Annotated in this window: 21 protein-coding genes; 8 read left to right on the top strand and 13 right to left on the bottom strand. The window is 56.6% G+C overall.

Features of this window, described 5'->3' with window-relative positions; genetic code table 11:
• Nucleotides 1–7: 7 nt before the first annotated feature.
• Nucleotides 8–313, bottom strand: a complete 306-nt coding sequence (locus HZ995_RS00645; protein ID WP_209356778.1) for a BufA1 family periplasmic bufferin-type metallophore — start codon at nucleotides 311–313, stop codon at nucleotides 8–10.
• Nucleotides 314–531: 218 nt separating this feature from the next.
• Nucleotides 532–2,484 (bottom strand): threonine--tRNA ligase, encoded by a 1,953-nt coding sequence (thrS, locus tag HZ995_RS00640; RefSeq protein WP_209356777.1) that lies wholly within the window; start codon nucleotides 2,482–2,484, stop codon nucleotides 532–534.
• Nucleotides 2,485–2,682: 198 nt separating this feature from the next.
• On the opposite strand from thrS, the gene HZ995_RS00635 reads away from it, so the two are divergent.
• Both HZ995_RS00635 and HZ995_RS00630 read left to right on the top strand, forming a co-directional pair.
• On the top strand, nucleotides 2,683–3,417 hold the full coding sequence (locus tag HZ995_RS00635) for an alpha/beta hydrolase (RefSeq protein ID WP_209356776.1): 735 nt from the start codon (nucleotides 2,683–2,685) through the stop codon (nucleotides 3,415–3,417).
• A gap of 78 nt (nucleotides 3,418–3,495) precedes the next feature.
• Complete coding sequence (locus HZ995_RS00630; RefSeq protein ID WP_209356775.1) at nucleotides 3,496–4,848, top strand: MFS transporter; 1,353 nt, start codon at nucleotides 3,496–3,498, stop codon at nucleotides 4,846–4,848.
• On the opposite strand, the gene phaZ is transcribed toward HZ995_RS00630, so the two are convergent.
• Nucleotides 4,849–6,123, bottom strand: coding sequence for a polyhydroxyalkanoate depolymerase (phaZ, locus tag HZ995_RS00625; protein WP_209356774.1), 1,275 nt, complete (start codon nucleotides 6,121–6,123; stop codon nucleotides 4,849–4,851).
• A 107-nt stretch (nucleotides 6,124–6,230) separates the two neighbouring features.
• On the opposite strand from phaZ, the gene phaC reads away from it, so the two are divergent.
• The 3 genes from phaC to phaR all read left to right on the top strand — a co-directional run bounded on the left by phaC (nucleotide 6,231) and on the right by phaR (nucleotide 9,263).
• Nucleotides 6,231–8,024 carry a class I poly(R)-hydroxyalkanoic acid synthase gene (gene phaC / locus HZ995_RS00620; protein ID WP_209356773.1) on the top strand — a complete coding sequence of 598 codons (1,794 nt, stop codon included), beginning with the start codon at nucleotides 6,231–6,233 and terminating at the stop codon, nucleotides 8,022–8,024.
• Nucleotides 8,025–8,153: 129 nt separating this feature from the next.
• Nucleotides 8,154–8,597 carry a phasin family protein gene (locus tag HZ995_RS00615; protein ID WP_209356772.1) on the top strand — a complete coding sequence of 148 codons (444 nt, stop codon included), beginning with the start codon at nucleotides 8,154–8,156 and terminating at the stop codon, nucleotides 8,595–8,597.
• A 123-nt stretch (nucleotides 8,598–8,720) separates the two neighbouring features.
• Nucleotides 8,721–9,263: a polyhydroxyalkanoate synthesis repressor PhaR gene (gene phaR / locus HZ995_RS00610; protein ID WP_209356771.1), complete on the top strand. Its 543-nt coding sequence runs from the start codon at nucleotides 8,721–8,723 to the stop codon at nucleotides 9,261–9,263.
• A 39-nt stretch (nucleotides 9,264–9,302) separates the two neighbouring features.
• On the opposite strand, the gene HZ995_RS00605 is transcribed toward phaR, so the two are convergent.
• The 9 genes from HZ995_RS00605 to HZ995_RS00565 form a co-directional block, all read right to left on the bottom strand.
• On the bottom strand, nucleotides 9,303–10,517 hold the full coding sequence (locus tag HZ995_RS00605) for a DegT/DnrJ/EryC1/StrS family aminotransferase (protein ID WP_209356770.1): 1,215 nt from the start codon (nucleotides 10,515–10,517) through the stop codon (nucleotides 9,303–9,305).
• Between the two features lie 109 nt (nucleotides 10,518–10,626).
• Nucleotides 10,627–11,307: a type 1 glutamine amidotransferase gene (locus tag HZ995_RS00600; RefSeq protein WP_209356769.1), complete on the bottom strand. Its 681-nt coding sequence runs from the start codon at nucleotides 11,305–11,307 to the stop codon at nucleotides 10,627–10,629.
• Nucleotides 11,308–11,341: 34 nt separating this feature from the next.
• The gene (locus HZ995_RS00595; protein ID WP_209356768.1) at nucleotides 11,342–12,103 is read right to left on the bottom strand and encodes a phosphate/phosphite/phosphonate ABC transporter substrate-binding protein; all 762 of its coding nucleotides are present in this window, start codon (nucleotides 12,101–12,103) and stop codon (nucleotides 11,342–11,344) included.
• A complete protein-coding gene (locus HZ995_RS00590; protein WP_209356767.1) occupies nucleotides 12,100–12,534 on the bottom strand; it encodes a TerB family tellurite resistance protein in 435 nt (144 codons plus the stop codon). The genes HZ995_RS00595 and HZ995_RS00590 overlap by 4 nt, the downstream gene beginning before the upstream one ends.
• Nucleotides 12,535–12,579: 45 nt before the next feature.
• Nucleotides 12,580–12,999, bottom strand: a complete 420-nt coding sequence (locus HZ995_RS00585) for a TerB family tellurite resistance protein (protein WP_209356766.1) — start codon at nucleotides 12,997–12,999, stop codon at nucleotides 12,580–12,582.
• A 111-nt stretch (nucleotides 13,000–13,110) separates the two neighbouring features.
• Nucleotides 13,111–13,596 carry a GNAT family N-acetyltransferase gene (locus tag HZ995_RS00580; RefSeq protein ID WP_209356765.1) on the bottom strand — a complete coding sequence of 162 codons (486 nt, stop codon included), beginning with the start codon at nucleotides 13,594–13,596 and terminating at the stop codon, nucleotides 13,111–13,113.
• Nucleotides 13,597–13,705: 109 nt separating this feature from the next.
• Nucleotides 13,706–15,349, bottom strand: a complete 1,644-nt coding sequence (locus tag HZ995_RS00575; protein WP_209356764.1) for a CTP synthase — start codon at nucleotides 15,347–15,349, stop codon at nucleotides 13,706–13,708.
• Nucleotides 15,350–15,557: 208 nt separating this feature from the next.
• Nucleotides 15,558–15,926 carry a preprotein translocase subunit SecG gene (secG, locus tag HZ995_RS00570; RefSeq protein ID WP_209356763.1) on the bottom strand — a complete coding sequence of 123 codons (369 nt, stop codon included), beginning with the start codon at nucleotides 15,924–15,926 and terminating at the stop codon, nucleotides 15,558–15,560.
• Between the two features lie 168 nt (nucleotides 15,927–16,094).
• The gene (locus HZ995_RS00565) at nucleotides 16,095–17,345 is read right to left on the bottom strand and encodes a sulfatase-like hydrolase/transferase (RefSeq protein ID WP_209356762.1); all 1,251 of its coding nucleotides are present in this window, start codon (nucleotides 17,343–17,345) and stop codon (nucleotides 16,095–16,097) included.
• Between the two features lie 104 nt (nucleotides 17,346–17,449).
• Here HZ995_RS00565 and nthA point away from each other — a divergent pair, with 104 nt between their 5' ends.
• The 3 genes from nthA to HZ995_RS00550 are packed head-to-tail and all read left to right on the top strand — an operon-like array spanning nucleotide 17,450 to nucleotide 19,043.
• Nucleotides 17,450–18,058, top strand: a complete 609-nt coding sequence (gene nthA, locus HZ995_RS00560) for a nitrile hydratase subunit alpha (protein ID WP_209356761.1) — start codon at nucleotides 17,450–17,452, stop codon at nucleotides 18,056–18,058.
• The gene (gene nthB / locus HZ995_RS00555; protein ID WP_209356760.1) at nucleotides 18,055–18,726 is read left to right on the top strand and encodes a nitrile hydratase subunit beta; all 672 of its coding nucleotides are present in this window, start codon (nucleotides 18,055–18,057) and stop codon (nucleotides 18,724–18,726) included. Before nthA ends, nthB begins: the two co-directional genes overlap by 4 nt.
• Complete coding sequence (locus HZ995_RS00550; RefSeq protein ID WP_209356759.1) at nucleotides 18,723–19,043, top strand: nitrile hydratase accessory protein; 321 nt, start codon at nucleotides 18,723–18,725, stop codon at nucleotides 19,041–19,043. Before nthB ends, HZ995_RS00550 begins: the two co-directional genes overlap by 4 nt.
• Here the strand turns inward: HZ995_RS00550 and HZ995_RS00545 are convergent.
• On the bottom strand, nucleotides 19,040–19,438 hold the full coding sequence (locus HZ995_RS00545) for a DUF6524 family protein (protein WP_209356758.1): 399 nt from the start codon (nucleotides 19,436–19,438) through the stop codon (nucleotides 19,040–19,042). The two genes, HZ995_RS00550 and HZ995_RS00545, sit on opposite strands and share 4 nt — an antisense overlap.
• Nucleotides 19,439–19,470 lie beyond the last annotated feature (32 nt).

The raw sequence follows: 19,470 nt of genomic DNA, 5'->3' as shown, positions 1-19,470 counted from the left end.
GGAAAGCTTATGCTGGCAGGTCGCGGTCCAGCTCTTCCAGGGAACCCATGCGCGCGGTGCCGTCTGCCATTGCTGGCAGTTCGATCTCTGCGCAAGTGCCTGCGTCTACCAGAGTCCATGCGTTGCCTTGATAGTCAACGGTGGAGGTGCCTTTGCATGTGGTGCCTGCACCGGCTGCACAATCGTTTTCGCCTGCGAGGGAAACGCCGTAGCATTTTTCTTTGCCCATTGCAGAAGCTGCTGGTGCGGTTGCTGCGGTGACTGCTGCTGCGACGGATGCGGCCACGGCCAGGGATTTCAGTGGAGTAGACATTTGGTTAAGTCCTCATGGATAAAAGGTTAATTCCAGCCGCGCTCGACGGCTTGAGTGAACATTAGTCGGGGCCACCGCCCAAATTCCAATAACGGAAACGTGTGTCACGGCTGTGTTATCTGCTGTGAGAGAGAATGCAGCAATTTCCCCAGTAAAAAAGAAAAAGCCGGCCCAATGTGACCGGCTTTTCGTAAAATGTTACGCCAAATGTTACAGGCTTACCGTGCCAGATCCGGTGGCGTTGCCTCGGCTGCGAGGATTGTAACAATCTCTTCCAGGCTCTGGACCTTGGTTTGCTTCTCACCAAGGCGGCGGGTCGAGACGGTTTTCTCTTCGACCTCTTTCATGCCGCAGGCGAGAATGACCGGAACTTTGCCGACGGAATGCTCGCGGACCTTGTAGTTGATCTTCTCGTTGCGCAGATCCGCCTCGGCGCGCACACCAGCGGCTTTGAGTTTTTCGACGACCTCAAGGCAATAATCATCTGCATCAGACACAATTGCGGCCACAACCACCTGACGCGGAGCCAGCCAGAAGGGCAATTTGCCTGCGTGTTCTTCGATCAGAATACCGATGAAGCGTTCAAACGAGCCAAGCGTTGCGCGGTGCAGCATGACGGGGCGGTGTTTTTCGCCATCTGCCCCAATGAAGGATGCTTCAAGGCGTTCTGGCAGGTTGCTGTCAACCTGAAGCGTGCCACATTGCCAGTTCCGACCAATCGCGTCGGTCAGAGTGAACTCTAGTTTCGGGCCATAGAAGGCACCTTCACCCTCTAGAATTTCGAAGTCGTGGCCCGCAGCCTTACAAGCTTCGCCCAGGGCTTCTTCCATGCGGTCCCAAACTTCATCAGACCCAATACGCTTTTCAGGGCGCGTCGAGAGTTTGATGGTCCAGTCGTGGAAACCGAGGTCGGCATAGATCATCGAAAGGAAATCGATGAACCGTTTGGTTTCGGATTCGATCTGGTCGTCTGTACAGAAGATGTGACCATCGTCTTGGGTGAACCCGCGCACGCGCATGATACCATGCAGCGCGCCAGAGGGTTCATACCGAGCGCAAGAGCCGAACTCGGCCATCCGCAAGGGCAGGTCACGATAGGACTTCAGCCCTTGGTTAAAGATCTGAACGTGGCACGGGCAGTTCATCGGTTTCAGAGCATTCACGGCCTTTTCGCGCGCGTGATCCTCGTCGACCTCAACGATGAACATATTCTCTTGGTATTTGTCCCAGTGGCCCGAGGCTTCCCAAAGCTTGCGATCCACAACCTGAGGTGTGTTGACCTCGACATAGCCGCCTGCGCGTTGCTGACGGCGCATATAGTCCTGCAGCTCGGTGTAAACAGTCCAGCCGTTCGGGTGCCAGAAAACCTGACCGGGCGCTTCCTCTTGCATGTGATAGAGGTCCATTTCGCGGCCCAACTTGCGGTGATCGCGTTTTTCGGCCTCTTCGAGGAAGTTCAGGTGTTTGCGCAGATCTTCTTTGTTTTTAAAGGCCACGCCATAGATCCGTTGCAGCATCGGACGATTGCTGTCGCCGCGCCAATAGGCGCCAGCCACGGACATCAGTTTGAACGAGTCGGCGGGAACCTGGCCGGTGTGCTGCAGGTGTGGGCCCCGGCATAGGTCCTGCCAGTCGCCATGCCAATACATGCGCAGTGGCTCGTCGCCAGGGATCGAGTCGATCAGCTCGACTTTGTAAGGCTCACCGCGGTCTTTGTAATATTGCACAGCGACATCGCGCGCCCAGACTTCGGTTTTCACCGGGTCACGGAGGTTGATGATCTCTTTCATCTTCTTCTCGATCGCGCCGAGGTCTTCTGGGGTAAAGGGCTCGGCACGGTCAAAGTCATAGTACCAGCCATTCTCGATGACAGGGCCGATGGTGACTTTGACGTCTGGCCAGATCTCTTGGACTGCGCGCGCCATGATATGGGCGCAGTCGTGGCGGATCAGTTCGAGCGCTTCGGCGTCGTTGTCTTTGAGGGTGTTGATGGCAATCTGTGCATCAGCCTCGATCGGCCACTGCATATCCCAATGCGCGCCGTCTACGGTCGCAGAGATTGCCTTTTTGGCCAAAGAAGTTGAGATCGACTTAGCGACGTCAGCAGGGGTTACGCCTGCGTCATAGTCACGTGCATTGCCATCGGGAAAAGTGAGGGAAATCTGGGCCATAGCTTGGCTCTCCTCGTCAGTTTGGCGCCCACGGAACGCCCGGTTGCGGGTTATATGGTTCGACGTCCTTTTGAGGCCCGTTGCGCGCCCTGTCAACCACAGCTTTTTCAGCGCGGTGGGATTTGAGTATTTGGGGCAAGATGAAATGGGTTTTGGTTTCTCGGTTGGCAGGCTAAGCAATAGCAAACGGAGGATGTCATGGCTGAATTTTTAGAAACGGCGCAGGGGCGGCGGCTTGCCTATCACAAGACCGAAGGCGCAGGGCCGACTGTGGTGTTTCTGGGCGGGCTAAAGTCCGACATGGAAGGCACCAAAGCGATCCACTTGGAAGACTGGTGTAAAGCGCGTGGGCAGGCTTTCTTGCGGTTTGACTATTCCGGCCATGGTCAGAGTTCTGAACGGTTTGAAGATGGCTGCATTGGCGACTGGCACGAAGATACTCTCGCAGCGGTTGATACGCTGACGGAGGGGGCACTTGTGGTGGTTGGCTCTTCGATGGGCGGTTGGCAGGCGTTGCTGCTGGCCAAAGTGCGAGCGGATCGGATCAAGGGCATGGTCACGATCGCAGCGGCTCCGGATTTTACAGAGGATGGCTATTGGGCCAACTTTTCGGATGCGCAGAAAGAGACGTTAGAGACCGTCGGGCATGTTGAATTGCCGTCGGACTATATGGAGCCTTACATCATCACCAAACGCATGATCGAGGATGGACGGGATCATCTGGTGTTGCGTGAAGCCTTGCCACTGCCATTCCCGGTACGGTTTTTGCAGGGCACAGAAGACACGGCGGTGACACGGGAAACGGCTTTGCGCTTGTTGGATCATGCCGATTGCGAGAACATGCGACTGACCTTGGTGAAGGGGGGCGATCACAGCCTGTCTGATCCGCGCAGCCTTGATCTGATTACGCAGGCGATCACCGAGGTTCTTTAAGCCTTCGGCTGACGTTAGGTGAATCTTTGTCACAGCGGCGAAACCGCTTAGCGTGATCCGACCGAAAGGGAGGGATTCATGGCGTTATCAGTAGGGCAGAAGGCGGGCTGGGGGCTGGCCGATCTGGGTATCAATGTTTTCGTGGTGGTAAAGCAGCTTTTGGTCTTTGCCTTTATGACCACTTATTTGGGGGTGCCGCCTGCAGTTGCCGGGGTGCTGACTTTTTCGGTTCTGGCCTTTGATGTCATCACGGATCCCTTGATCGGCTATCTGTCAGACAAGACCCACAGCCGCTTTGGGCGGCGGTATCCTTGGATGTTTATCGGGGCCATTGTGCAGGCCGTTGGGATCGTTGGGATCTTTATGGTGCCCGATGGTATGAGTTGGCAGGCCAATGCCGCCTGGGTCATGGCCTTCTTTGCTCTGGCGACGTTGGGCTTTACGGCGGTAACCATTCCCTATGGCGCGATGGCCGGAGAGATGACGCAGGACCCTCAAGAGCGCTCGGTGATGATGGCCTGGCGCATGGGGTTTGCCTCTTTGGGGTTGTTGATGGCGGGGGCGGTGGTGCCTGCTTTGGCCGGAGACACGAAAGCCGGGTTTGGCATGGCGGTACTTTATGTGTCGCCCATCATGGTGCTTGCGATCTGGATGTCGATTGCCGCCACGCGGCGTGCGCCGCGGATTGCGACGCCGACGGGGTTGGGTCTGGGCGACATGTTGCGCCTGGTGTTGTCCAATCGTCGGTTTACGCTTTTGGTGGTGATCTATGGCGTCTTGACGCTGGGTGTTGCCTTGATAGCTGCTGGCCTGCAGATTTCGGCGCTTTATTTGATGGTCGCAACGGGCGGCCCACTGGCAGGGCTTGCGGCCGCTTTGGGTGTCTTCGCGGCGCTTTTTGCGATGTTCATCGTCGGCTCGGTATTGTCGCAGGCCTTTTGGGTGTTTGCGGCGGCGCGTATGGGCAAGCTCTCTGCGCTGATATTTGGCATGGTGATCTATACTGTTGTTCTCGCCGCGATTTACATGCAGCTGCCGGCAGAGAGCATCAGCCTCATGGCGATCCTGTTCATCTTTGCGGGCTTTTGTAATGGCGCGTATCAGCAGCTGCCCTGGGCGATGTATCCGGACCTGATGGATGTGACACGAGACGAAAGCGGCGAGGCCGTAGAGGGAGCATTCGCGGCGCTTTGGCTCTTTGGTCAGAAAGTGGCGAATGCCTTTGCGCCCTTGGTGCTTGGCCTTGTCCTGAGCATTTATGGTTTTCAGGAAAGCTCTGAGGGTGTTGTGGCCCAAAGCGACAGCGCGCTAGAAGCCTTGCGCTGGGCAGTCACGCTGTTGCCTGCAATCATTATGTGGGGAGGGATCGCCCTTTTGGCACTAGCCTATCGGCCACGCGCCAAAGGGGTTCACGATGCGCGTGCGGCCTGACTAGGCCGCCGCGTTTTTGTTTGCTGCTTTTGGCTTTTTCGCGTCGCCACTATTGGCGTTGATGAAATCCAGAACCAGCGGTCGAATGTTGTTCCGCCAGCTTTTGCCAGCAAAGATCCCGTAATGGCCCGCGCCTTCTTCAAGGTGGTGGGCCTTCTTCTCGCCTGGCAGGCCGGTCAGAAGATCCAGCGCCGCCACACATTGGCCTGGCGCTGAGATATCGTCCTTGGAGCCCTCGACGGTCTTAACCGCCACGGTCGTAATCGCGCCGATGTCGACTTTGCGGCCTGCAACGGTGAATTCATTTGCCGCGATCTCACCCTTTTTGAAGATGCGATCTACGGTGGACAAGTAGAATTCGGCAGGCATATCCATCACCGCGAGATATTCATCATAGAAGCGGTTGTGCTTGTCGTGATCAGAGGCCTCGCCCTTCATGACGCGGGTGATCTGATCCATAAAGGCCTTGCCATGCGTATCCGCGTTCATCGACATGAAGGACGCGAGCTGCAGCAGGCCGGGGTAAACTTTGCGGCCAACGCCGTCGTATTTAAAGCCGACGCGTTGGATCATCATTTCCTCTAGCTGGCCCATGGTGACGGAATGGCCAAAGTCGGTCACGTCCGTTGGGGCTGCGTTTGGATCGATCGGACCGCCGATCAGCGTGAGCGAGCGGGGCTGCGCTTTGGGGTCTTCTTCGGCCAGATAGGCGGTTGCCGCCAAAGTCAAAGGCGCGGGTTGGCAGACAGCAATAACATGGGTGTCCGGGCCGAGTTCTTTCATGAAGTCGACCAGATAAAGCGTGTAATCCTCGACATCAAACTTGCCTTCGCTGACAGGAATGTCGCGGGCGTTGTGCCAATCGGTGATATAGACTTCGCAGTCAGGCAGCAGAGATTTCACGGTCGAGCGCAGCAGTGTCGCATAGTGGCCAGACATCGGCGCTACCAACAGCACCTGACGTTTGCGACGTTTGCGCCCTGCGACAGAGAAGTGGATGAGATCGCCAAACGGTTTTTCGACCACGGATTTCACCTGAACCACGTGGTCTTTGCCATCTTCGCAGGTGAAGGACTGGATGTCCCAGTCAGGCTTCACAACCATACGCTGGAAAGTGCGTTCGGTGACTTCGCCCCAGGCTTCCATCCACTTAAGAGCAGGGGAAGGGAAGAGCGCAAACATCGGGTAGGACGCCATCGCCCGCGCGGTCGCACCGTACCATTCATTGGTATTGCGGATCGTTTCCATCAAATCATAGGTGGCCATATAACGCATTGGCTTCTCCTCGTTTGCACGGCTATGATACCAATTAAAGGCGTTTAACGTATTACCGAGCGCGTATTTTTGCTGCGTAGCAGCGACCATAGGGGTTGGATCTTAATATGACAACTAGCGAAGATGCTGCAGTCGCGAAATTGGACAAAATGTCCGACAATCTTAAGCGTGTAGAGGAATTGTCTCAAAGATTGATAGAAGTCATGGCGCATCACCAACCCATGCGCAAATCTTTGACCGGTCCCAATGAGGACGTTTTTTCCAATGCTGCAACGGCATATTGGGCAAAAGCGATGGAAAACCCGGGTGCGATTTTTGAACAGCAGATGGCCTTTTGGGGCAAATCTGTGAAGCATTTTATCGAAGCGCAGCACATGTTCGCACAGGGTAAATTCGAGCCTCCGGCGGACAACACGCCGCAGGATCGTCGCTTTGCAAATCCGTTGTGGCAATCCAACCCGTACTTCAATTTCGTAAAACAGCAGTACATGCTGAACTCCCAAGCAGTACGCGATTCTGTGGCCGCAATGGAAGATCTGGACGAAACCCAAAAGCGCCGGATCAACTATTTCGCGGACCAAATCGTCGAAATGATGTGTCCGACGAATTTCCTGTCCACCAACCCGGATGCTTTGGAAAAGGCCGTGGAAACAGAAGGTCAGTCGCTTGTCGACGGGCTGGAAAACCTGATCCGCGATCTTGAAGAGAACAATGGCGAGCTGATTGTGAAGCTGGCGGATGAAAAAGCTTTCGAGTTGGGCGGCAATGTTGCTACGACCGAAGGGGCTGTTGTCTATCGCAATGAGATGATGGAGCTCATCCAATTCGCGCCCAGCACCGATGAGGTGCATGAAATCCCGTTGGTGATTTTCCCGCCGTGGATCAACAAATACTACATTCTCGATCTGAAAGAGAAAAACAGCCTGATCAAATGGATCGTGGATCAGGGCTATACCGTCTTTATCGTTAGCTGGCTGAACCCGGACCCAAGCCATGCCGAGATCGGTATGGAGGATTATATCCAGGATGGCTACTTGCGTGCGATCGAAGAGGTGAAGTCCATTACGGATCAAAAGCAAGTTAATGCGGTTGGCTATTGCATCGCAGGCACCACGTTGAACCTGACCCTGTCGCTGATGAAGAAGCGGGGCGATAAATCGGTAAAATCGGCGACCTTCTTTACCACGCTCACCGATTTCTCGGATCAAGGCGAGTTCACGCCCTTCCTGCAGAACGACTTCATCGACGGGATCGAACGCGAGTGTGAGCAGCAGGGCGTACTGCGGTCTTTGATCATGCAGCGGACGTTCAGCTTCTTGCGCTCAAACGACCTGATCTACGGTCCCGCCATCAAGAGCTATATGATGGGCGAGGCACCTGCCACCTTCGACCTTTTGTTCTGGAATGGCGACGGCTCTGGTCTGCCGGGCAAGATGGCGGTCGAATATTTGCGGGGTCTGTGTCAACGCAATGAATTCGTCGGCGAGGGCTTTGACCTCTTTGGAGAGAAACTCTCGATCAAAGATGTGACGATCCCGACCATGTCGATCACCTGCGAGACCGATCACATTGCAGCGTGGAAAGATTGTTATCGCGGCTACCAGCAGTCAGGCAGCCGCTCCAAAAACTTTGTTGTGTCTGAGTCAGGCCATATCGCTGGTATCGTGAACCCGCCCAGCAAAAAGAAATACGGTCACTATACCAATGCGGACATGAAGGGCAGTGCCGAGGAATGGATGGACGGTGCGACCTATAATGAAGGGTCCTGGTGGCCGACTTGGGATGCGTGGTTGTCCCCGAAATCCGGTAAAAAGGTGCCTGCAAGAGCGCCTGGCGACTCGGATCACCCCGTGCTTTGCGCTGCTCCGGGCGAATATGTGAAGAAAAAAGCCTTTAAATAAAGGGTCTTATAATTTTTTTGCTGCACTGCAGCAAAAAACCCTTGTAATGCTGCGCTGCAGAATGTACTTACAATGCAGATGCAGAAAACAGCGGGGTTGTCCCGCGACATCACACAAGGAATTAGGACTATGGCTAAGACACAAGACATGACCGCCGTTCTGAAGGACATGATGGGCGCGTTTCCGGTAGACACCGCCGCGTTCGAAGATGCTTTCAAAAACACCGCGTCCCTGAACGAAAAGCTGGCAGGCGTTGCTCTGACCGCAGCAGAGAAATCCTCTGAGATCTCCAACAAATGGACCAAAGACACTCTGGCAAAACTGTCCGACATGTCTAAGGCCAAAGCAGAGCCAGCGGACTACGCAAAAGCAATGACCGACTTCGCGTCCGCTCAAGCCGAAGTTGCTGCTGAAAACCTGGCGGCTTTCGCAGAAGTTGCGAAAAAAGTTCAAGCAGACTCTTTCGAACTGTTCATGTCTGCTTCCAAAGAAGCAACTGACGGCGCGCAAGCTGCTGTTAAAAAAGCAACTGCAGACGTAACTGCAGCGGCTAAAAAAGCGACTGCTAAGTAATTACCTACCGATTTACCTCCCCCCATCGGATGGTTAAAGGGCGCGCCAATGCGGCGCGCCCTTGCTTTTTTTTGCTGCACGCGCAAAAGTCTGCTGCAGTGCTGAAAATCTGGGGAGACAATTTTGGCAGAGAGTGACAACCCGCTTCTGATCAAGCGTTACGCGAGCCGCCGGCTCTATAATACCGAAACCAGCGACTATGTGACCCTGGACGATATTGCTGCTGTGATCCGCTCTGGCCGAGAGGTTCAGATCGTAGACCTGAAATCTGGCGATGACCTGACCCGTCAGTATCTTTTGCAAATCATCGCAGAACACGAAAGCCGCGGCGAAAACATGCTGCCGGTGAATGTTTTGAACGACCTCGTGCGCTCCTATACATCTCAGGCGACCTCGATGGTGCCGCAGTTCCTGGCCACCAGCTTTGAAATGCTGCGGGAAGGTCAGAACAAGATGATGGAGCAAATGCCCGAGAACAGCCCAATGCAGGCGCTTATGGCGCAGCAAGAGGCCTTTATGAAGGCGATGAGTGGCGGGTTTTCCGGCTGGACCGGCGGCACCTCTGCGCCGGAACCTGAGCCCGCGAAAGAAGAAGAGGGCGAGGATCTCGCCGACATAAAGAAACAGCTCGCCGATCTTCAGGCCAAACTGTCCAAACTGTCTTAAACGAAAACGCGGCCCCGGAGGCCGCGTTTTTCTTCGCCCTTAGCTCGCTGTGGCAAGCTGGGTGGGTTCCATCACGTCATTGACCGCTGCGATCAGAATATCTGCGATCACGTCTAGTTCGTCTTTTCTAAGGCGCGCGGGCAGGCGGACGTCACAGGCCCGCATCAACATAGCGCGGGTTTGCGGCAGCTCTGGAAGGTCTTCGATGAACTGCCAGTTCCAGAAGGCACGGGCGTTGTCTTGCGAGGCTCCAAACACCTGAACCTTGATGCCACGGTCCTGCGCCGCAGTTTGAAACGCCGCGATCTGAGCGTCATTCATACCTTCAAGGTTAAACTGAATGCTGTCTGGCGCGCGCTCTTCTGGAGCAAGTTTGTTAGGCACCTGCATCCATGCGTTTTCGTTCAGTTTCGCAGCCACATAGTCGTGGTTCGCCCGACCGTCACGCACGCGACGCGGCACTTCGGCCAACTGAGGGCGCACCAAAGCGGCCGACATATTGCCAAGGCGCAGATTGTAGAGCGGCAGTTTGTTTTGCCAGAGGGCAAAGGCCTCTTCGAGCTCGGCGCTGTTGTCGCCTGCGCGGGATTTATGTTTCTGCCAGTTGTGCTCATAGGCACCCGACATAATCACCGCTCGCGCGACCAGATCCGCGTCATCGGTGATTAGAATGCCGCCTTCGCCTGCGTTTATCAGCTTGTAGGACTGGAAAGAGAAACAGCCGACCTTGCCAATCGTGCCGATGTTTTGGCCATTCCAGGTGGTGCCCAGTGAATGGGCGGCGTCCTCGATCACGGGAATGTCCCGTGCGTCACAGAGCGTCATGATCGCGTCCATATCAGACGTATGGCCTCGCATATGGCTGATGATCACCGCATCCACATCGCCCAGCTTGGCCTCAAAATCGGCGAGATCGATGCGATAATTCTCGCCGACTTCGCAGAGCACCGGCTGATAATCCGCATGGACGACTGAGGAGGGCACAGCAGCGAAGGTGAAGCCAGGAATCAGCACCCGAGCGTTTTTGGGCAAGCCGAGCGCCTTTAGTGAAAGGAACAAAGCGGCCGAGCAAGACGACACCGCCAGCGCATATTTCGTGCCCAGCATCTCTGCAAATTCCTGCTCTAGCAGTGCCACCGGCGCATCCTGAGGCGCGGTGTAGCGGAAGAGGTCAGCAGTTTGCAGAAGGCGTTCGATTTCCGGGCGGACAGACTCTGGGATCGGCTCGGAGGAATAGACGTCTGGCAGGGCCATAGTTTTCACTTTTCTTAAGTTATGCTTTGGAAATAATAAAACAGTGGCGGTGAGAAAACGAGGCTAAACTCTGAGGAGAGTGTGAAATCGTACCGCTATTGCAAGCGGGTCACGGGTTGCGGGACAGCCTGAAAAAATCTGAAATCTGATCGGCGAGAATCTCGTCTGCGATCGGTTCGTAGAGGCCGTTTGGGATGGCTTTCAGAAGCTCGTCAGGCACGTTTGCTTTGTTCACCTCAGCCAAGATTTCAACGGTTTCGGCGTCGAATTCCGGATGGGGCTGCATCGTGAAAGCACGGTCCCCGTACAAGAGGGCCGCATGTTTGCATCTGTCGGTGCTGGCGATGATCTGCACGCCCTCGGGGATCTCGGTGACCTGATCCTGATGCCAGGCCATAAGCGGCAAATCCAGCCCTGCAAAGTCATAGGTCTGGCGGCCCAATGTCCATCCGCCCTCGTATTTTTCTACTTTGCCACCAAGGGCTTGTGCAATGATCTGATGACCAAAGCAAATGCCAACGATGGGGCGGGCAGCTTCGACGCTTGCTCGGATGAAATCCTCAAGCGGTGGGATCCAATCATGGTCCTCATAGGCACCGTGCTTTGACCCGCTGATCAGCCAGCCATCAGCGTCCTGAGGAGACTCAGGGAAGTCGCCAGCATGTACATTCCAAGAGTCAAAAGTGAACCCCTGACCGCCCAATAGCTCTGCATAAAGCTCGGTATAATCTCCATGGGCATCGATGGCAGGTTGCGGCATGGTTCCGCAAAGAAGAAAACCGATTTTCATCTGTGAAGATCCTTAGGCTAGGGGCCGGAAGTGGTTAACGCGCAGGCTGGCGGAGGTCAAAGCTTTCCGGTGGGATCGGAATGGGTTGCGCCAAATAGTCGGCTTTGGGCACATGGGTTAAACCACGCAGGAAAAGCGCGTCGCGCGTGGCATCAGGAAGCGCTGAAATCGCGGCATCAATTGCGTCAAACAGAGGGTCAGGGTCGCGGTCTTGCGCCGAGATCAAGGGCAGGACCGGGGTTGGTTCGGTCTTTGCGATTACTTTGAGATCATTCGCAAAGGCGTCGTGACGCTGGATGAGCTGCCATGTCACAACATCGAGGCCCGCAAGATCCGCTCGACCTTCTGCGACGGCAATGGCTGAGGCGCGATGTGCGCCTGTTTCCAAGAGGTTGCCGGGTTTTATGCCGCCCTCAACCAGAGCCTTCGTCGGCGCGGCCCAACCGGATTGGCTGAGCGCTTCGTTATAGGCAAAGGCGCAGCCGTCGAAATCAGAGAGTTCGTCTGCGGCATCGGCATGCGCCACGAGCACTGAATAATAGTGCCCGTCATCACAATCTGGAATGTCGTAGATCGGCGTGCCGACCAAGGTAACCTTGTCATGCAGCTTCGCGCGATAAGGCAAGCCACAGGTCTGGGCTAGGAGCAGGTCCGGAGACTGCCAGATATCCCAAAAATCCTGATCCCGTGTCAGGCCATCTGGGCCATATCCCAAATTCTGTTGTATCGCCGTCCAAAGAGCATCATTCGCAGCCGCTGTTTCCGGCCGGTCATACATGCCCAGAGCCGCAATCATTTAGAAACCCTTTGACGCGCCAAGGCGCTATCGCGGTCGTTGATCCCCAAGAGGTTGGCCGCCAGTCGCACCAGAGAGTCTTCTTCGGCGTCGCGTTCCCCATCGGCCAAAACCACTTGCCACAGGCTTTCAATCACAGCGATGCGTCCTTCAAAAGGCACGGCGTCCTTGATGGCGCGGGTGAAACGGACGGTGTCGGGGGCCTCGGTTTCCAAGGTCTCGGCCTCTTTGCGCAGGGCACTGGCCTCGAAAGCAGAAAGCCCATAGCGCGCAGCTGTGATCCGGTCGATCCGATCAATTTCGGCCTGCGCATAGTCGCCATCGGCGCGCGCGATGCGCACCAGAAGGGCGGTCAGGGCAAGGCGTGCGTCGCCATCGTTGAGGGGTTCGGGATCGGGGGCAGTGAGGCGCTTTAGAAAATCAGCAAACATGAGCGCTAGATTGGTATTTTTTGTTCGGGCGTCAAGGCTTGAGAGCTATCGCGCGGGGCTGTCGGCAGGATTGATCCCAAGGTGGCTTTCGATCTCGTGCAATGCGCTGTGTTCTTCGGGCAGGTCGCGCCCGTCGGCCAGGATGACCTTCCAGAGTTGCTCTGTGATTTCCAACCGATGGGCATAGTCGACGGTTTCGCGGATCAGTGCGGCAAAGTCTGTGGTGTCTGGTGCATGGGATTCCAGCTTTTCCGAGGTGGCGCGGAGCTTAGCGGCTTCGACCGCGTTCAGACCGAAGCTATTTGCGAGGATGTGGTCGATCTCGACGATCTCGTTGACGTGGTAAAAGGTGTCCGATTTCGCGACGCGGACGAGAAGTGCGCCGAGGGCTAGCTTTTCGTCAGGCTCTGGAAGCTCTTGTGCTTTTGGTGTGCCGCGCAGGCGCGCGAGAAAGTCGTCCCACATGAAAATGTCCCTGTTTTTCGTCACTATGGGACGCAGGAGGTCATGGCGCAATAGGGGCTTTGCCCCTCGGCCTTGCGGCCTCACCCCAGAGTATTTCAGGCAAGATGAAACTTAGAAGAATAGGGATTTCTTGAGTTTGGTTTTATGCAGCGGGAGTTCCAGCACGCGGTCCATTTTCATGCCGCGTTTGGTGACGCGGTAGCCGAGGTATTTATAGAGGCTGAGGGCGCGGGTGTTGGATGTAAGCACCTCAAGCTCGACGGAATCAAAGCCGCGTCTGCGGGCGCGATCTTCCATGCGTTTCATGAGTTGCGAACCGATGCCTTTACCTTGATTGGCGGGCGCGACCCAAAGATCTGTCACGTGATTGTCGCCGTTTTCCGTGGCGGCAAAGCCAAGAATGCCGTCCTCGTCTTCGGCAATCAGGATTTCGTCTGGAAAGGAATTTGCAAAGTCTTCAAAGACTTGCGGGCCGATCTTGTCGCGGGCGTTCGCGGGCAGATGGGCCGCAATGCCACGTTGCCAGGCCTGATGACCGATCTTTGCAAGCGACTTGGCGTCGGACGCGCGCGCCCGGCGAATAGTTAACAATGACATATAGCCTCCCTTGCGTCAGTCGGGGACCGCGCAAAAGGAGGCTAACACGAGGTTTGGGATTTCGCGAAACGATCTGCGCGAAAACGTGCCAGATGGTTAATTTGGCCCGTTAGACCAGGCGCGAATTTTCCAGCGCGGCTTTCACGAAATCGCGGAAGAGCGGGTGGGGATCAAACGGTTTGGACTTGAGTTCCGGGTGGAACTGCACACCGATGAACCAAGGGTGATCTTGCCATTCGACGATCTCTGGCAGGCGGCCATCCGGGCTCATGCCAGTGAATTTGAGGCCAGCTTTTTCCAGCTGTTCGCGGTATTTGATGTCGACCTCATAGCGGTGACGGTGGCGTTCGTCGATGGCGGTGGTGCCATAGACTTCGGCGACTTTGGACCCTTCGGCCAGTGTAGCGTTATAGGCGCCCAGCCGCATGGTGCCGCCTTTGTCGTCATCGGCTTTGCGGGTGACTTTGGCGTTGCCCTGAACCCATTCTTTCAGGTGGTAAACCACGGGTTCGAAACGCTTTTTGCCTGCTTCGTGGTCAAATTCTTCAGATCCCGCGCCTTCGACGCCAGCGGTGTTGCGCGCGGCTTCGATAACGGCCATTTGCATGCCCAGACAGATGCCAAGGTAGGGGACTTTGTGTTCACGCGCGAATTGGGCTGCTTTGATTTTGCCTTCGGTGCCGCGCTCGCCAAAGCCGCCGGGCACGAGGATTGCATCATAGCCTTCCAGATGCGGGGCGGCATCGCCCTTGTCAAAGACTTCGGCGTCGACCCAGTTCACATTGACCTTGCAGCGGTTGTGCATGCCGCCGTGGATCAGGGCCTCTTTGATGGACTTATAGGCGTCCTCAAGCTGGGTGTATTTGCCAACGATGGCCACGGAAACTTCGCCGTCCGTGTTGTGGATCCGATCGTAGACGTCGTTCCAGCGATCGAGGTTCGGTTTCGGGGCAGGGGCGATCTGGAAGGCGTCCAGAACTGCCTGATCAAGGCCTTCGCGATGGTAAGCCAGCGGGGCTTCGTAGATGGACTTGAGGTCGTAGGCGGCGACAACGGCTTCTTTGCGCACGTTGCAGAACAGCGCGATTTTCTCGCGTTCTTTTTCGGGGATCGGCTGTTCGGAACGACAGACCAGAACATCAGGCGCGATGCCGATGGATTGCAGTTCTTTCACAGAGTGCTGCGTCGGCTTGGTCTTCAGCTCTCCTGAGGCCGCCAGATAAGGCAGCAGGGTCAGGTGCATGAAGATACATTCGCCGCGGGGTTTGTCGTGGCTGAACTGACGGATGGCTTCGAAAAACGGCAGGCCTTCGATGTCGCCCACGGTACCGCCGATTTCACAAAGCATGAAATCCACTTCGTCTTCACCGATTGAGATGAACGCTTTGATAGCGTTGGTCACATGGGGAACGACCTGAATGGTTTTGCCGAGGTAGTCGCCGCGACGCTCTTTTTCCAGAACGTTGGAATAGATGCGTCCAGAGGAGACGGAATCGGTCATCCGCGCAGGCACGCCGGTGAAGCGTTCGTAATGGCCGAGGTCGAGGTCGGTCTCTGCGCCATCGTCGGTGACAAAGACTTCGCCGTGCTCAAAGGGGCTCATCGTGCCGGGGTCGACGTTTAGGTAAGGGTCGAGCTTCCGAAGGCGCACCGAATAGCCGCGGGCCTGCAACAAAGAGCCCAAAGCCGCAGAGGCCAGACCTTTGCCAAGGGAAGAAACCACGCCGCCGGTAATGAAGATAAATCGTGCCATAGAGTTGGCGACCCCCGTGAGTTGATGCGCGCAATTCGGGCGCGACTTGCATTCAAAATGAACACCCTCGGCAGCGATTCTGCCGATGTATCACGGGGGTTCACATATAAAGGATTCGCAATAGCTTGGCAAGATGACCGCAAGATACAGTTGCGGCATCCGTTGGATACTCAAGTACTGGTGGTGGAGCCGAAATCGACCCGAGTGGTTACTCTGCGATTGGAACCAGTGGTGCGTCGTCGCCTTCAGCAGGTGGCAGCAGGCTGCCTTCGGCTGTTGGTGCGGTCGGCACGGTGGCTTCGCCTGCAGGAACTTCGACGCCCAATTGATCGATGACCGATGTGCCGGCTGCGTTGCGCGCGGCCAGAATGGTCAGTGTGATGGATGTGCAGATGAAGGCAATCGCAAGAACCCAGGTGATTTTACCCAGAGCAGTCGCCGCTGAGCGGCCCGCAACGGCGCCACCGCCGCCACCGCCACCGATGCCCAAGCCTCCGCCTTCGGAACGTTGCATCAGAACGATGCCGATCAGGCCAAGCGCCAGAAGAAGGTGGATGATGAGGACAACGTTTTCCATGGTGGCCTTTGCGTGGCTGTAGTGTGCGATTACAGCGGGCTATCTATGCAGTTTTTGGGGGCGAGGCAAGGGGCTTGGGCGGCAGGCAAAGGCCTTTGCGCGAAAATGTGAGGGAATTGGGGGCCAGCCCCCAAACCCCCGGAGTATTTATAGCAAGATGAAGGCGGATCAGTTCAGGTAGTCTTTGCGGAGCGCGACCAGCTGCTCGGCCTCTGATTGGGCTTTGCTGATAAGGTTCTTGCGCTGTTTTTGGTCCGTGCTTGCATAAAGTTCCATCGGCGCGTCTTCTGGGGCGATGAGGCTGTAGTCTTTGCTGATGATGGACCAGCCATAGACCGGTTTGCCGCGGCCTGAGCGCGAGGAGAAATGCTCGATGTAGGCGGCGTCTCGGGTTGTGGACCGGCCTGTGAAGGTCGGCGTCAGGTCGTGGCTGTCGGCAGTTTGGCCGCGCGCACCGGTCAAAGCGAGGATCGTGTCAAAGAGGTCGGTGACTTGGACTGGGCCTTCGGTACGGCCCTTTGAGACACCGGGGCCTGTGATCACCATCGGCACATGGGTGCCGCCGTTGTAGATCGTGCCTTTGGCGTCGCGTTGCGAATTCAGGCGGCGGGTGACTTGGCGGGTGGTGCCATTGTCTCCGGTGAATATGACGACGGTGTCGCGCCGCTCGGCAGGGGAGAGGCTGTCCAGGAGGCGACCGAGTTCTATGTCCAGCGCCTCTAGGGCGGCAAAGTAGTGTTTGCGGGGGTCTTTGCGGATTGCCGATGCGTTCTCTGAGAGGGTGCCAAAGCTGTGTAGATCGCTGGGCGGCGCATGGAATGGCGTATGTGGTGCCGTGTACGCAAGCCAAAGGAACCAGGGTTTGGTTTGGTCTTCGATCCAGTCGATGGCGTAGTCTGTGATGGCTGTGGTCACATAGGTCGAGGAGGTTGAGGTGCGGCCATTTTCCACGACGCGCCAGTCTTCGTAATCCTGCACGCCACCGGATGGGATGCCGTAGTAGGTTGGGACGCCAAGTTTCTCGGGGTGGGTGAGGTCTCGGCGTGATTCAGACAGGTGCCATTTGCCGACGACAGCGGAGGCATAAGTGCCCTGTTGGTTGAGGCGATCAAAGAGGCTGGGGGTGTTGGTCGCAAGCCCTGCGCCCGCACTGCCGACGCCGGTGCGGCTGGCGTAGAGGCCGGTGAGGATTGAGGCGCGGGTTGGCGAGCAGGTCGGGTAGGCATGGGCGTTGTCATAGACGCGGCCTGTGTCACAGAGCGCTTCAAGTGTTGGCATGCGTACCATGTTTGATCCTTGTGCGTGACAGGGGCTTGCGTCTACGCCCATGTCATCTGCGATCACCAAGAGCACATTGGGGCTGGCAGTTGCGGCCAGTGGGGTCAGGCTTAAGGCGGCGGCGAGTAGGGTTTTGCGCATGATGTCCTCCGGTTGGTGAGAGTGTAACGGGGCGCGCGCAATTTTCCGTCGCGAAAAACTAAGATTTTCTGGACAAGTGGGGTCTTTGGTGTTGGCTTGGGGCCATGCCACATGATCATCCTCACACGGACCTGCCGTCCGATCCCGCCCTGCGCGTCAAAGCACTTGAGACGCTTTTGGTCGACAAAGGTCTTGTCGATCCCGCCGCGCTTGATGAAATCATCGAGACCTATGCTCATAAGGTTGGTCCGCAGAACGGCGCGAAGGTGGTTGCAAAGATGTGGGTAGATCCCGCGTTTCGTGCGGCGATGCGGAGCGATCCTATGCCTTTGTTGCGCGAGATGGATCTATATGGGCGGCAGGGCGAGCATATGATTTTTGTCGAGAATACGCCCGAGGTACATAACGTCGTCGTTTGCACCCTATGCTCTTGTTATCCTTGGCCATTGCTGGGCATTCCGCCGGGGTGGTACAAGTCCGACGCCTATCGCGCGCGGGTGGTGCGGGAGCCACGTGCTGTCTTGGCCGACTTTGGCGTGACCCTGCCAGAAGGGAAAGCTGTGCGGGTTTGGGATTCGACCGCCGAGACAAGATATCTGGTGGTGCCTGAACGCCCCGCAGGATCTGAGGACATGAGCGAAGAGGAGCTTGCGGCTCTGGTTACGCGCGATGCGATGATCGGCACGGGGCTGGCTTTGGAGCCAAAGTCATGAGCCGCGTGCATGACATGGGCGGGCGTTTTGGCGACGGTGCGGTCAATGCCTCTGACGACGCCACATTCGCGCAAGACTGGCACGCGCGCGCCCTTGCGCTGACGCTGGCGGCGGGCGCCTTGGGGCAGTGGAATATTGATATCTCGCGCCATGCTCGAGAGCGGTTGTCGCCGAAGGACTACACGCGGTTTTCCTATTACGAGAAATGGATGGGAGGCTTGGCCGAACTGCTGGTCGAGGCAGGAATCGTGACCCGCGAAGAGCTGCAGTCGGGCAAGGCCGACGGGATCTCGCCCTTGGCGGATCGCAAGTTGCTGGCCGAAAAGGTCGTCGCCGCCTTGGCCGCCGGAGGCCCAGCGGATCGGCCGAGCGATATCGCGCCCGCTTTCAAGCGTGGCGATAAGGTCAGGCTGCGCGCACGGGCGGGCAATACTTTGGTGAACGGAGGCCATACGCGCTTGCCAGCTTATGCGGCGGGTGCTGTTGGGGAAGTCGTGATCTACCACGGCACCCATATCTTGCCAGACTCCAGTGCGCATGGGTTAGGTGAAGCGCCAGAGCCTTTGTATGCGGTGGCGGTCAAGGCCACAGAGCTTTGGGAACATCCTGAGAACCCCAATGACGAAGTGATCCTCGATCTCTGGCAAAGCTATCTGGAGCCAGCATGAACCGCCCAAAGCCCGTCTTTGAGGCCCCTTGGCATGCGGAGCTTTTTGCTCTGACGGTTGCGATGAATGAAGCCGGGCATTTTGCCTGGGCTGAGTGGGTCGAGGTGTTTTCCGCGCAGCTCAAGCACGACGGGTTGAGCCGGGAATTGAATGGTGGGGACGATTACTTCAACGCTTGGCTGACCGCATTGGAAACGTTGTTGACCGGGGTGGGGATCGCCGAGGCTGCTTTGCTTGCTGATCTCAAACAGGCATGGACCGAGGCCTATCTTGCCACGCCGCATGGCCAGCCCGTCCGGATCAAAGCCACGGCTTAGTCCTCTTCGACGTCGTCCATATCGACTTGGCCAGAGAGGTTCCGGCGCACGATGCTCCAGCTCAGGCCAATGCCCAGCACAATCGACAGTGCGAAAATCCCGAGCCACGTGTAAGCAACCTCACCAGTCGGCGCGAGCAGGCCCCAATCGTAAAGCACCCACATCAAGGCGCTGAGAACGATAAGGATCAAGAACATCCCACCCGCTCCAATCGAGCGTAGGGTGGCGCGTAGATAGATCAGATAGCCAATCGCCAGAAGCAGTCCCAGAAAGACCGTCATCGGCAGCTCTTCGACATAGTTCACCGCGGCCCATTCCAGATAGTTAAATCCAGTGGGATTGTAGGTTGCCGTAAGCAGCAAAAAGGCAAAGAGCCAGCGGAGGAAAAAACCCATATCACGTCCCATTCGGGCTTGTTTGCCGTAAA

The sequence above is a fragment of the Cognatishimia activa genome (genome assembly GCF_017798205.1).
GTDB lineage: Bacteria > Pseudomonadota > Alphaproteobacteria > Rhodobacterales > Rhodobacteraceae > Cognatishimia > Cognatishimia activa_A.
This window is presented reverse-complemented; position numbering and strand designations above follow the sequence as displayed.